This window comes from Aeromonas sp. DNP9 (assembly GCF_001728955.1).
Lineage (GTDB): Bacteria > Pseudomonadota > Gammaproteobacteria > Enterobacterales > Aeromonadaceae > Aeromonas > Aeromonas veronii.
Map to the genome: position 1 here is coordinate 1 of NZ_LYSQ01000046.1, position 13548 is coordinate 13548.

Below are 13548 nucleotides of genomic sequence, written 5' to 3' on the forward strand. Positions count from 1 at the left end.
ATGAAAAAGGGCGGGGAGTGTGACTCCCCGCCCTTGTTGTATCTGCTGCTGTGGCGGATTAGCGCGCCAGCAGGATACGCAGCATGCGGCGCAGCGGCTCGGCGGCGCCCCACAGCAGTTGGTCACCCACGGTAAAGGCAGCCAGATACTCCGGGCCCATATTGAGCTTGCGCAGACGGCCCACCGGAATGCTGAGGGTGCCGGTGACGGCAGCCGGAGTCAGCTCGCGGGCGGTGATATCGCGATCGTTGGGGATCACTTTCACCCAGTCGTTGTGGGCGGCCAGCAGGGCTTCGATCTCCGCCAGCGGCACATCTTTTTTCAGCTTGATGGTGAACGCCTGGCTGTGGCAGCGCAGGGCGCCGATCCGCACGCACAGACCATCCACCGGAATCACGGCGTTCTCGATACCCAAAATCTTGTTGGTCTCGGCCTGACCCTTCCACTCTTCACGGCTCTGGCCGTTGTCGAGCTTGGTGTCGATCCAGGGGATAAGGCCACCGGCCAGCGGTACGCCGAAGTTGTCCACCGGCAGGGTGCCGGAGCGGGTCTTCTCGGTGATCTTGCGCTCGATATCGAGAATGGCGGAGGCAGGGTCGGCCAGCTCGACCGCCACTTCATCACGCAGCATCCCCATCTGGGTGACCAGCTCGCGCATATGGCGGGCACCACCACCGGAGGCGGCTTGATAGGTGGCCACGCTTACCCACTCCACCAGATCGGCCTTGAAGAGGCCACCGAGGGCCAGCAGCATCAGGCTGACGGTGCAATTGCCGCCAACGAAGGTCTTGATGCCATCGTTCAGGGCCTGCTCGATGACGTCGCCGTTGACCGGATCCAGAATGATGACGGCATCTTTCTCCATCCGCAGGGAGGAGGCTGCGTCAATCCAGTAACCCTGCCAGCCAGCGGCTTTCAGGCGCGGATAGACATCCTTGGTGTAGTCGCCGCCTTGCGCGGTGATGATGATATCCTGCTTGGCCAGCGCCTCGATATCGAAGGCGTCCTGCAGAGTACCGGCATCGACGCCGAAGTTGGGAGCGGCCTCACCGGCCTGGGAGGTGGTGAAGAATGTGGGTTGAATATGGGCGAAATCCTGCTCTTCCTGCATCCGGCTCATCAGAACCGATCCCACCATGCCACGCCAACCGACCAAACCTACTTTTTTCATAATGTCCTACCCTGGATTGCTGCTAAAGAAACTCGTGGTGACACCCGTAACCACTTGTCTGGCGACGCCTGTTTACAAGCGGTTTACAGGCCATTTAAAAAATATGCGCTGCGAAAAATGCGTCTATCCACATTACGGATTGTGGCGGCTTGCGCAAGTCGAATTGCGCAATATTCTGTGCCGTTTGCTGCATTAACCGGCAGCCAGACTACCGCTCAGGCAGACGGGGAGGGAGAAGGTCAACATCAGACGAAAAGGCCACCGTTATTGGCGGTGGCCTGTCAATAAAGCGTTTGAGAACGTCCTCTGCTGTTGTCTGAGGGCGTAGTTGGCGAGTGAAACAGCCCGACAGCTTGGGCGCTTAGCCGTAACGGGCCAGGGTGAGCCCCTCATCGCTGATGGCGGGCTCGCTGCCGCTGATAAGATCGCACAACAGCTGACCCGAACCGGCCGCCATGGTCCAGCCCAAGGTGCCGTGGCCGGTATTGAGCCAGAGGCCGGGAATGGGGCTTGGCCCCACCAACGGGGTGCCATCCGGCGTCATGGGGCGCAGGCCGGTCCAGAACTCGGCTTGGCTGATATCGCCCCCTTCGGGAAAGAGATCGCCCACAACCATCGCCAGGGTGTCGTGGCGTCTGGGGTTGAGAGCGAGGTTGTAGCCCGACAGCTCCGCCATGCCGCCGACCCGGATCCGCTCGTCAAAACGGGTGATGGCCACCTTGTAGGTCTCGTCGAGCACGGTACTGCGCGGCGCGGCCTCGGCGTTGATCATCGGCAGGGTGAGGGAGTAGCCCTTGACCGGATAGACCGGCAGCTCCAGTCCGAGCGGGCGCAGCAGCGGCCGCAAAAAACCGGTGGCATAACTGCCAAGCGCACAGACGATGGCATCGGCGCGATAGCGCTGCTCGCCCGCCCGCACCGCCACGGCGCGGCCGCGGGCTTGCTCAATCTCGTCGATGTCGCAGTTGAAGACAAACTTGACCCCGAGCTTCTCGGCTTCAAGGGCAAGGGCCTTGGTGAAGCGGAAGCAGTCGCCGGTCTCGTCGCCGGGCAGACGCAAGCCGCCAACGATTTTGCCGCGCACCCGCGCCAGCGCAGGCTCTGCCGCTTCGCAGCCGCTGGCATCCAGCGACTGGTAAGGGACGCCATACTCCTCCAGCACCTCGATATCGCGCTGGCTGGCATCGAGCTGGGACTGGCTGCGAAACAGCTGCAGGGTGCCGAGCTGGCGCCCTTCATAATCGATGTTCAGCTCGTCACGCAGCCGCTTCATGCAGTCGCGGCTGTATTCGGCCAGACGCACCATGCGCCCCTTGTTGGTGGCATAGGCGGTCGGAGTGCAGTTGGCGAGCATTCTGAGCATCCAGCGTAGCTGGAAGGTGTCGGCAGTGGGGCGCACGGTGAAGGGGGCATGCTTTTGCAGCATCCACTTGGCGGCCTTGAGGGGAATGCCGGGGGCCGCCCAGGGGGCCGCATAACCCGGGGATATCTGCCCGGCGTTGGCATGGCTGGTTTCAAGGGCAACGCCCCCTTGTCGCTCCAGCAGGGTCACCTTGTGACCCGCCTTGGCCAGATACCAGGCGCTGGTTACCCCAATCACGCCGCCACCGAGAACCACTATCTCCATATCGTCTTTCCTTAGACTCGTTTTTCTGATGTTTGGTTGATGGAAACCTTGATGTGGCCACCACCATAATCAGCCGCCACAGGATATTCAACCGCTCTGCGCAGTATTGGGATCTCCGTCTGTCAGCCAGTCACAGGCTGGTGTTTGGTGCGATGGCACGCCTGATTATCAGCGTAAATCGCTGCGCTGTTGTCAGGGGTATGAGTCAGGGGGTATGGCCCGCTTACAACTGCTCCAGCTTGATCAGGTACTGCTCTGCTGTTGCCAGAATGGCCTGCTGTTGTTCTGCGGCTTGGCCATCCCAGTTGGCATAGGGGAGGGCGAGGCGGGGATTGCCGCACAGTTTGTCCCGATTGCGCCAAAGAAAGTGCCAGTAGAGGCTGTTGAAGGGGCAACTCCCGTCGCCGCTGCGGGCTTTGACCTGATAGTGGCACCCCTTGCAGTAGTGGCCCATCCGCTCGAGATAGGCGCCGCTGCTGGCGTAGGGCTTGCTGCCCATCAGGCCGCCATCGGCAAACTGGCTCATGCCGCGGGTGTTGGGCAGCTCCACCCACTCGATGGCATCCACATAGATGCCGAGATACCACTGATCAACCTCGTCAGGATCAATCCCCGCCAGCAGGGCAAAGTTGCCGGTCACCATCAGCCGCTGGATATGGTGGGCGTAACCGTGCTCAAGGGATTGGTTGATGGCATGGCGCACGCAGGCCATGTCTGTTTCACCGCTCCAGAAAAAGCCGGGCAGCGGCCGGTTGGCACCGAGAAAATTGGTGCGCTGATAGTCGGGCATCTTCTCCCAGTAGAGGGCACGGACAAACTCGCGCCAGCCGAGGATCTGGCGGATAAAGCCCTCCACCTGCGCCAACGTGATGGTGGCCTGATTGGCCTGCCAGTGGGCTTCGGCGGCGCGGATCACCTCAAGCGGATGGAGCATCTTGCTGTTGAGGGAAAACGACAGTCGGCTGTGAAACAGGCTCCAGCCCCGCTCGCTCAGGGCATCCTGATAGCGGCCAAAGTGGGGCAGGCAGTGGGTGAGAAAATGGGCCAGCAGCTCACGACTCTGGCGTCTTGTGATAGGCCACGGCAGTTGGCTGGCATCCGCCTCGCCGATGGTGCTGACCCCGTGGCGGGTCAGCATGGTATCAATCTCGCTCACCTCGTTGGCAAAGGTGAGGGGCGTCGGGATTGGCTGGCTAGCCGGCAGTTTGGCGCGATTCTCGTCATCAAAATTCCAGCGCCCGCCAAGGGATTGGCCGCGCTCATCGAGCAGTACCTGATATTGCTTTCGCAGGGCGCGGTAGAAGAACTCCATCCGGCTGTGGGGATAGCGCTGCCAGCCATCGCGGGAAGTGAGAAAATGCTCGCTCTCCACCTCGGTGCCAGGGATGACAAGACCCGCCGCCCAGCTTTTCAACTGGCTGGCGAGGCGCCACTCATCCGGGCTCTGCCAGGCAAAGCTGTCGGCCTGATGCGCCGCGATTTGGGCTGCCAGCAGGCTGGGCAAGTCGGGCCAGCGGGCACTCTCATCAAGAGTCAGGTAACAGACTCGGTGGCCCGCCTTGCCAAGGGCCGCCGCGAAGGCGCGCATGGCGGCAAAGAAGGCCAGCACCTTCTGACGGTGGTGGCGGCAGTAGTCGGTCTCTTGGCGCAGCTCCGCCATCAGATAACAGATTGCCGGATCCGGGGTGCGAAACCAGCTGTGACCGGCGTTCAGCTGATCGCCAAGAATAAGACGCAGCTCCATCAGACTCGCTCTCTCACAGGTTGCTGGCTGCTGTGACGAGCGTGGCGACAGCGCTCGCTGCAGTAGCGAACCTCCTCCCAACTGCGTGCCCACTTGCGCCGCCAGCTGAAGGGGCGTTGGCAGACGGGGCAGATCTTCTCGGGCAGATGGGGTTTGCGATGCATGATGGCTTCCGGCCCTGGCTGATGGGGGATGTAGCGTGTGGGTAGGGAGAATAACGAACCGGGGGCGTGGACGGATCAACCTCACTGCCGGTTTGCCGCGCAGATGCCCACTTTGTGAGCGGGCGCACAGCCCGTCAGTGCCCCCCTTGTTTGCAAATTAACCAGCCGTTAACGTGGCGAGGCTGCCTGTTGGCAGCATCCATCAATGGATCTTGTTGGCCACCGACTGTCTACAACCGATATGGAGGGGAGTGATGCCAATCATGACAGCTACGCCCCGAGCAGCTTGCCTGCTCGCCCACTGGTATACCCGGGATCCCATTCTCACCTTCGACTTTCCTCACCGCTGATTGGCGGCACCCGCCGTTTGAATTTGTCAGCCGGACGACCCTGATCGCCCCGGCCTCTTTGCCAATCCCGATTTAAAACACACTGGCCTAGCGCCGGTGAGGAGTCTTATATGCGTCGTATACCCGAGCCGTTTCGTATCAAGATGGTCGAGCCCATCAAACAGACCACTGGCGCCGAGCGCCGTGCCGCCCTCGAGGCCGCGGGCTGGAACCCCTTCCTGCTGCTGGCCGAAGATGTCTATATCGATCTGCTGACCGACAGCGGCACCGGTGCCATGTCTGACCGTCAGTGGGCCGGCATCATGATGGGGGATGAGGCCTATGCGGGCAGCCGCAACTTCGTCGAGCTGGAGCGCACGGTGCGCGACATTTTTGGTTACCGGCATGTGATGCCCACCCACCAGGGGCGCGGGGCCGAGCAGATCCTCTTCCCCGAGCTGGTCAAGCGCTGCAAGGGCAAGGTGCCGGTCTTTATCTCCAACTACCACTTCGACACCACCAAGGCCCATGTGGAGTTGGCCGGGGCGCGGGCCATCAACCTGCTCACCCCGAAAGCCCTCGACACCACCGCCCCCTACGCTTGGAAGGGGGATTTTGATCTCCCTCGCCTGACCGACACCATCGAGACCCTGGGGGCCGACAACGTGGCCGGCATCATCATCACGGTCACCTGCAACAGCGCCGGCGGTCAGCCGGTCTCCATGGCCAATATGCAGGCAGTCTCCGAGCTGGCCCGTCGTCACCATATTCCGGTGGTGATCGACGCCGCCCGCTTCGCCGAGAACGCCTGGTTTATCAAGGAGCGGGATCCGGCCTATGCCAAGCACAGCATCAAGGAGATAGTGCGCCAGATGTTCGCGTTGGGGGACATCTTCACCATGTCGGCCAAAAAGGACGGACTGGTCAATATCGGCGGGCTCTGCTGCTTTAAAGAGGATCTCGACCTGTTCCGCGCGGTGCAGGTGCGCTGCGTAGCGATGGAGGGTTTTGTCACTTATGGCGGCCTTGCGGGACGGGACATGGCGGCGCTCGCCATCGGCCTACGCGAGGGGATGGATGAGGAGTATCTCACCTATCGCATCAGTCAGGTGGCCTATCTCGGCGAGCGGCTGGCCGAGGCGGGGATCCCGATCCAGACCCCCACCGGCGGCCATGCGGTGTTTGTGGATGCCAAAAAGCTGCTGCCCCATATTCCGGCCGAGCAGTTCCCTGCCCATGCGCTCGCCTGCGAGCTCTATCTGGAAGGGGGCGTGCGCGGGGTGGAGATTGGCTCCCTGCTGCTGGGGCGCGATCCCGCCACTGGCAAGCAGGAGGCGGCGGACTTCGAGCTGTTGCGTCTGACCATTCCACGTCGGGTCTACACCCGGGATCACATGGACTATGTGGCCGACTGCCTGATCGCGGTGAAAGCGCGGGCCAGCGACATTCGCGGGCTCACCTTTGACTACGAGCCACCGCTGCTGCGCCACTTCACCGCGCGGCTAAAACCGGTCTGATCAGCAACAGGTCAGACGGGGTGATCAACCGCGCCAAGCTGTGAAGATCACTAGCCACTCCCGGTTAAACGGCCCAGTAAAAAAGCCCCCGCACCAAGGTGCGGGGGCTTTCGTTTATCGAAGTAAAGCTGGGGTCAGACCGCCTGATACTCCAGCTCGACCGAGCCCAGCGCCTTGAGGGTGGACTGGGCGGAGTCACGCTGGCTGATCTGGCCGTTTTTGTTCTCCAGCAGTACGGCGCGGCGGATGGTGGCGAGATCTTCGCCGTTAAGCACCGCATGGGCGCAGGCCATCTGCATCGGTGGCAGGCTGGGGTTGAAGGCGGCGTTCTCGGCGTAGCGGCCAGAGAAGATGCGGCCATCGGCAAACTGCAGCGCTACCGCGGCATAGCCCTGGCTATAGGGGGCGTAGCTTTGACGGGCTGCGGCCAGCGCGGCCTGCCACAGCGGGTCTTCGCTTTGAAGCTCAAGCTCTGCGTGATCCTGCGGGCTCATCAGCGCATCCGTGATGTCGAGATCCGCTGGGCCAAACGAGTGGGGCAGGAAGGATTGCAGGGCACTCAGGTCATCGGGCAGAGAGACTTTCAGGATCTTGGCGGTGCTCAGCTCGTTCATGAACTGACGGCAGTGGCCGCAGGGGGTGTAGTTGACGGTGATTTCAGAGATCCCGGTCTCGCCACCCAGCCAGGCGTTGGAGATGGCGGACTGCTCGGCGTGCACCGAGTGGAACAGACCCTGGCCCGCGAACTCCATATTGGCGCCGAAGTACCAGCTGCCGCTCAGGCCACAGGCGATGGCACCGACATAAAACTTGGAGATGGGGGCTACCGAGCAGGCGGCGGCCAGCGGCAACAGGGCGAGGCGCAGGGCGCGATCATCGAGACCTGTGGCGGCTTTCAGGGTGGCGACTTGCTCCGGCGTGAAGCGGGCGTTGAAGTCGGCACTATCCAGCATGGGCTGCACGGCTGCTTTGAGCGGGGCAGAGAGGGTATCGAATGGCTTGGCAAAACGGGGATGCATAGTGTGTCCTCAAAGGCCAATTGGGCGGCCATTGTAGGGAGCAAGCTCGGGTAAATGTGTGAGCAGGCTCACGCCCTGATGGGCAAACGGAGGGGGATGGTAATGGAAACGTTTGTCTTGTGCAAATTGTGCGGCAGGTCGCACCCCGACAGCGCTGCAGAGCCGTCGGAATGGTCAATAGGTGGTCAATGGGGTGATCAGATCAGCCAGTGATAGATGGCAAACAGCAGCGGCGCGACGGCAGCGGTGAGGATCCCGCACACCACCATGGCGAGCGATGCAAAGGCCCCCTGGGTGATCCCCTTCTCGGCGGAGATGGCGGTGCCGATGGCGTGGGCACAGGCCCCCATGGCGAGCCCTTGCGCTTCCGGGTCGGTCACTTTCAGCAATCTGAGCAGCGGGTAGCCGATCAGGGCGCCGACAATTCCCACTACCACCACCACGGCGGCCGCGATGGCGGGAATGCCGCCGATGGACTGGCTGACGCTCATGGCGAGCGGGGTGGTGATCGATTTGGTAGCCAATGAGGCGAGCAGTGCCGGATCTGTGCCCATAAAATGACCGATCAGCAGGGTTGTGCACACCGAGATCAAGACGGAGGCGAGGGTACAGATTAGGATGGGCTTGAACTTGGCCTGGATCTGGCGCGCCTGTTGATAGAGCGGCAGCGCCAGCGCCACCACGGCGGGCTCCAGCAGCATGGTAATGGGGCTGCTGCCGCGCTCGTACTGCTCAAGGGGCAGATCAAACCAGAGCAGCAGGCCGATGATCACCGCGGTCGGCACCAGCACCGGGTTGATGATGGGCCAGGGCAGGCGGCGATAGAGGGCGCGGGTGGCGAAATAGAGCGCCAGGGTCAGAGGGATCGCTAGCCAGAAGATCATTTGTTCATCCTCTGGTAGAGCCGGCCAACGGTGGCGAGGATCAGCACGATCCCGAGCACGATACAGAGCATGATGACGCCGAAGGATTGGCGCAGGGGCTCAAGCCAGGCCACCAGCCCGACTGCAACCGGCACGAACAAAACGCCCATGTGGCGCAGCAGCAAACCTGCACCCAGCTCGACCCAGTGCAGCTTTATCAGCTGCAGGGAGAGCAGCACGAACAGCAGCAGCATACCGATGATGCTGCCGGGGAAGGCGAAAGGCAGGATGGCTGCCACGGATTTGCCTGCCAGCAGGCAGGCGACGATGACCATAAAGTCACGAAAGTACAGCAAGGCGCGTTGCGCGATCACGTGAACCTCATCGACTGGGAAGAAAAATCGCAGTTTACCAGAGAGGCCGGGTCGCGGCATTAAAACAATAACAACTGAAATCAGTTCGTTTGAAGCTGATTTGATTGGCATTTTTTGAAAAGTGCCTGATAGAACCCTTTTCGAACTACAAGGAGTAGTGATGACATCCCTCTTGTCCCGAGTTCGCCAGCTGGCGAACGATAACGCGTTGCCACCCCATCTGCTGCAAACCCGTCAGTGGGAAGGGCCTCTGTGCCGGGTGCGACTCGACAACACTGGAGTTGATGCCACTCCGGTTGACCGCTGGGTGCTGTTTGACGGCAAGCTTGGCCTGCCGGTGGAGAGCGCCATTTATGGCGAAGGATTCCAGATGCTGGCCCAGACCATGGGTAGCTGGCAATCACCGCAACATGTCGGCCGTTGCCCCGATGCCAGCGTCTATCGCATCACCGATGACAATGGCTATCACACCATTCACAACCTGTTTCTGGTAGAGCATGGCAAGGGGTGGCTGCTGCTCGCCTTTGCCAGCTGCCACCGTTTTGGCGGGGAGTTTCGCCTCTACCCCGATGGCCGCTTGCAGATCCTGATGAACTGCGAAGGGCGAAAACTTGCGGCCGGTGAGCACTGGCAGAGCGAGTCGCTGATCTGCCTCGAAGGGGCGGAGCGCGAGGATCTGCTGGCTGAGCTGGCACAGCTGATCGAGGTCGAGCACGGCTCGCTGATCGGCCAGGTGAGTGATCGCCCGAGCGGTTGGTGCTCTTGGTATCACTACTACGCCGAGGTGAGCGCTGCCGATATTCGCGAGAACCTGCAGGTGCGTGCTGAGCGCTTCCCGGCCCTGCACTATGTGCAGATCGACGACGGCTATCAGGCCAAGATGGGCGACTGGCTCACACCATCGGCCAAGTTCGAGCAAGGCGTTGCTTCACTGGCTGCCGAGATCAAACAGGCTGGCTGCGAGCCTGCTCTCTGGGTCGCTCCCTTTATTGCAGAGCCCACTTCGCAGGTGTTTCAGGAGCATCCCGACTGGTTTGTGAAGGGGGATGACGGCCTGCCGCTCCCTTCCGAGCGGGTTACCTATGGTGGCTGGCGCTGTACCCCCTGGTATGTGCTGGACGGCACTCACCCCGAGGTGCAGGCGCACCTTGAGCGGGTGTTCCGTACCCTGCGCGAGCAGTGGGGTATCCACTATTTCAAGCTCGATGCCAACTTCTGGGGCGCCATCCACGGTGGCCGTTTTCACGATCCTGCCGCCACCCGGGTTGAAGCCTATCGGCGCGGTATGGCCGCCATTCTGCGCGGTGCTGGCGATGCTGCCTTCCTGCTCGGTTGCAACGCCCCCATCTGGCCGAGCCTTGGGCTGGTGCACGGCATGCGGGTGAGCGATGACGTGGAGCGCAATGGCCACCGCTATCGCCAGATCGCTCGCGAGGCCTTCTGCCGTGCCTGGCAGAATGACAAGCTCTGGGCCCTCGACCCCGACTGCATCTGTCTGCGGGATCTGCCGAGCCAGCAGGCAAGCAAGGCGGATTACAGCTTCCATCTGGCAGCGCTGGTGGCGAGCGGCGGCATGATGCTGGCAGGCGATCGGCTGCAAGATCTCGATGAGGAGCAAGCGGCGCACCTGCGCAAGCTGCTGGCGCTTTGCGCTGCTCGTGCACCCTCCGCCCGTTTCGAGTCGATGGACGTTGCCTGTGGCGAAGTAAGCCTGCCCGAGGGCGGCACTCTGCTCTGCCTCTTCAACTGGGAGGGGCAACCACAGGAGTATCTGCTGCCGGAAGGGGGAACCGATTTTTGGCATGGGCAGGCAGTCGGTACGGCTGTGACCCTGCAAGGGGGTGAAGGGCGGGTGATCCACTACACCTGATCACAGCGTCACCATAAACAATTCAGGCTCCATCACGGAGCCTGAATTGTTTCAATCAGCGGTTATCAGCCACGTTTTTCAGTAACGCCACTCAAAACCGACGGCGTATTTGGCGGAGCCATAGCCCGGGATATCACTGCCGGAGGCGATCGCCTTGAGGGTCAGCAACGGGGTGATGGGCACCCCCAGACCAACACCGATGGCCAGTTGATCATTGGGGTTCCCCATCAGATCGACCCGCATCACCCGATAAAGGGACATATCCTCGCTCAGGTGCATATAGGCTTGCGAAGCTCGGTTATAGACCTGACCAAACACCTCCAGCTGGAAACCTGATTGGGCGCTGATGGCCAGCGGTACCCCGACAAACTTGTAGAGATGGGAACCGTTGAAGTAGCTGTTGGTGATCAGGGGAGTGAAATCAGTCTGCTGATAAAGGGTGTTGAAGTTCTGTTCTACGATGCGATAGGTCTGCTCGGGCAGGCGAGCAAGATAATCCGGCACATCGAACCGGTATGCGGCGTTGGCTGCCAGCGGCAGCAGGGCCAGTAATCCGAGCAGTGCGTGGTGACGAGGCATCAGCAAATGGCTTCCGTTCGGCCAAAGAGATCTCTTGCTTGGGAGACATCCGCTCAGGATGTTGCAAGATATTGGTTTTTGGGGAAATCCCCTTCGTCATTATGACCTGAAGAAGGGGACAGGCGGGAAGGATTTATTGTGAAACTACTCACAACTCATAAATCTTCCAGATAGTGGTAGAGACTCTTTAGAATCGTAAAGTTCCGTTCGTTACTCTGGTTCTGCTCGGCCAGCGCCTCGAGGCGCGGCACATAGTCCGGCAGACGGCGGCTGAAGTAGTCGCTGCAGTGCAGGCGCCAGCGTTTCTGCTCTGCTTCGCTCAAGGTGTGTGGCCAGTTGCGGGCGCGGTAGCGGAACAGCATCTCCGGCAGCCGGGCGTCGGTAAAGGCGAACTCCCGCTCACCCAGCAGATCCGCGGGGGTGGCACGCACCAGATCCATGGTGGACTTGTCGCCATGGCCAAAGAATCCGGCGTAGAGCTGGGTATCGGGGTCGCTCTCATTGCTGCCAGCAAACTCCTGATTGAACACTTCCACCAGTTTTTCCCGCACTTCGGGGTGGGCTCGCAGCAGATCCAGGCTCTTGCGGCACTGCTCCCGATTGATGCCGAGCTCGTCGGCACGCTCCGCCGTCAGGGTGGCGGCCGGTGCCAGCACCGGGCACTTGTTGATGTGTACCAGTTTCACCGGAATGCCCGCCAGATCCCCCAGCTCCTCTTTTTTGGTATAGAGGCGCTCGCGGATCTCCTCGCTGGTGAGTTCAATGAGCGGGGTAGGATCGCGGGTTAGATCCACCATGATCACCGCATTCTGGTTGGTGGGATGCCAGGCGAGCGGCGAGACCCAGCTCACGCACCCCTGCCAGGGGGAGAACATGCCGGAGACGTGTACCAGTGGCTTCATGGTCACCACGTCGATGAGGGCCTTCACCTTGTTTTTGTTACGCAGATCAAAGAGATAACCAAACAGCTTGGGTTGGGCTTTTTTCACCAGCTTGGCCATCTCGATGGTGGCCAGTACGTCCGAGAGCGCATCGTGGGCATTGGCGTGGGCCACGCCGTTGGCGACCGTCAGCTTCTCCAGCCGGAAACTCGGCTTGCCCTCATCGTCAAACGCCCACTCTATCCCCTCCGGCCGCAGGGCATAGCAGGCCCGCAGCATGTCGAGGATGTCCCAGCGGGAGTTGCCGTTCTGCCAGCTGTAGCCATAGGGGTCATAGAAGTTGCGATAGAGGGTGTAGCGGGTCACTTCATCATCGAAGCGGATGCTGTTGTAGCCCAGCACACAGGTATTCGAAGTGGCGAACTGCTCGTGGATCTGGCGAATGAAATCCGCCTCGCACAGCCCGTCCTTCATCGCCTTTTGTGGCGTGATACCGGTGATAAGGCATGCCTCTGGGTCCGGCAGGTAGTCCGCCGGAGGTTTGCAATAAATGACCAGCGGCTCGCCAATGATGTTGAAATCTGCATCGGTACGAATACCGGCAAACTGCGACGGCCTGTCCTTGGCGGGGCTGATGCCGAAGGTTTCGTAATCGTGGAAGTAGAATGTTGGCTCGTTGCCCGCGTGTGCTGTTTTGCTCATGTTGCTCGAGATGAGGTATCCGATGACGGCGCCTGGCGCCTGGGTGGGCGGTGCTAGGCACCACAATTGCCTGCATGGTAAACCATAGCGCAGGCAGAACGAAGGGCGAGCCGTACTGGTGGCGGTTTATTGGGCAGTTTATCCCGACATTTTGTGCACTTCTCCTCTACTCATCGAGTCAATAAGGCCCATCCATCCTTCAGGATATGATGATTGTTTAGTGATATCTGTAGTGATCGGTAAAGATGGCCCCTTCATTGACGATCCTGTCCAGATTCGGGGTCTGTTAGCCCATCATTCCCTGGTTGTAAGCACTGATGTTCCAGTAACCGATGTCATCGCCCATGATGGCAAGAATAGTGGGCTTGGCGGCTGCTGTGGCACTACCAGCGGTGGCCATTAAGGCAAGGCTCATGGCTATTTTATTTATTTGAATAGCCATTATTGGCTCCACTCCTAATCTGATGTGAATTGGTACACAAAATGGGCGATGAAAGCTGCATGCGTTTAACGCAGCGGAAATAAATAACTGATCCCAATAGTGCTACACCTTCGCTGTGCCATAGCCATTCCCCAGGAAAGGAGACACGGTATCGATGAAGTGTTTCACTCGAGCCAGCAGGTTGGCCATCCCGCTGCATTGATGATTGCGCGTGATCGTTTCATGCAACTTGTGCTACAGCCGTTCTATGTGATTAACCCAAGGAC

General features: G+C 60.5%; 12 protein-coding genes and 1 pseudogene. 2 read left to right on the forward strand and 11 right to left on the reverse strand.

The features are described 5' to 3' along the window. Nucleotides 1–58: 58 nt before the first annotated feature. The 4 genes from asd to A9G06_RS21770 form a co-directional block, all read right to left on the reverse strand. Complete coding sequence (gene asd / locus A9G06_RS20655) at nt 59–1171, reverse strand: aspartate-semialdehyde dehydrogenase (protein ID WP_005345266.1); 1113 nt, start codon at nt 1169–1171, stop codon at nt 59–61. A gap of 361 nt (nt 1172–1532) precedes the next feature. Then, the gene (locus A9G06_RS20660) at nt 1533–2828 is read right to left on the reverse strand and encodes a D-amino acid dehydrogenase (protein ID WP_290439016.1); all 1296 of its coding nucleotides are present in this window, start codon (nt 2826–2828) and stop codon (nt 1533–1535) included. A gap of 193 nt (nt 2829–3021) precedes the next feature. Next, nucleotides 3022–4542, reverse strand: a complete 1521-nt coding sequence (locus A9G06_RS20665) for a cryptochrome/photolyase family protein (protein ID WP_069556481.1) — start codon at nt 4540–4542, stop codon at nt 3022–3024. Further along, nucleotides 4542–4706, reverse strand: a complete 165-nt coding sequence (locus A9G06_RS21770; protein WP_083243856.1) for a DUF2256 domain-containing protein — start codon at nt 4704–4706, stop codon at nt 4542–4544. The genes A9G06_RS20665 and A9G06_RS21770 overlap by 1 nt, the downstream gene beginning before the upstream one ends. Before the next feature lie 460 nt (nt 4707–5166). On the opposite strand from A9G06_RS21770, the gene A9G06_RS20670 reads away from it, so the two are divergent. Beyond that, nucleotides 5167–6552 carry a tryptophanase gene (locus tag A9G06_RS20670; protein WP_069556482.1) on the forward strand — a complete coding sequence of 462 codons (1386 nt, stop codon included), beginning with the start codon at nt 5167–5169 and terminating at the stop codon, nt 6550–6552. A gap of 134 nt (nt 6553–6686) precedes the next feature. On the opposite strand, the gene cdd is transcribed toward A9G06_RS20670, so the two are convergent. From cdd to A9G06_RS20685, 3 genes are all read right to left on the reverse strand, one after another. Further along, entirely contained in the window at nt 6687–7571 is an 885-nt protein-coding gene (gene cdd, locus A9G06_RS20675) for a cytidine deaminase (RefSeq protein ID WP_005345271.1), read from the reverse strand. Nucleotides 7572–7768: 197 nt separating this feature from the next. After that, nucleotides 7769–8455: an LrgB family protein gene (locus A9G06_RS20680; protein WP_069556483.1), complete on the reverse strand. Its 687-nt coding sequence runs from the start codon at nt 8453–8455 to the stop codon at nt 7769–7771. Then, nucleotides 8452–8808, reverse strand: coding sequence for a CidA/LrgA family protein (locus A9G06_RS20685; RefSeq protein WP_005333279.1), 357 nt, complete (start codon nt 8806–8808; stop codon nt 8452–8454). The genes A9G06_RS20680 and A9G06_RS20685 overlap by 4 nt, the downstream gene beginning before the upstream one ends. Nucleotides 8809–8968: 160 nt before the next feature. Between A9G06_RS20685 and A9G06_RS20690 the strand changes: the two genes are divergently transcribed. Further along, on the forward strand, nt 8969–10678 hold the full coding sequence (locus tag A9G06_RS20690; RefSeq protein ID WP_069556484.1) for a glycoside hydrolase family 36 protein: 1710 nt from the start codon (nt 8969–8971) through the stop codon (nt 10676–10678). A gap of 78 nt (nt 10679–10756) precedes the next feature. On the opposite strand, the gene A9G06_RS20695 is transcribed toward A9G06_RS20690, so the two are convergent. From A9G06_RS20695 to A9G06_RS22190, 4 genes and pseudogenes are all read right to left on the reverse strand, one after another. Then, nucleotides 10757–11257, reverse strand: a complete 501-nt coding sequence (locus A9G06_RS20695; protein ID WP_069556486.1) for a hypothetical protein — start codon at nt 11255–11257, stop codon at nt 10757–10759. Nucleotides 11258–11412: 155 nt separating this feature from the next. Next, on the reverse strand, nt 11413–12840 hold the full coding sequence (gene sbcB, locus A9G06_RS20700; protein ID WP_069556485.1) for an exodeoxyribonuclease I: 1428 nt from the start codon (nt 12838–12840) through the stop codon (nt 11413–11415). Between the two features lie 286 nt (nt 12841–13126). Beyond that, a complete protein-coding gene (locus A9G06_RS22355) occupies nt 13127–13282 on the reverse strand; it encodes a hypothetical protein (RefSeq protein WP_171903412.1) in 156 nt (51 codons plus the stop codon). A 102-nt stretch (nt 13283–13384) separates the two neighbouring features. Beyond that, nucleotides 13385–13548 (reverse strand): annotated as a pseudogene (locus A9G06_RS22190) (IS630 family transposase); the annotation flags it as partial.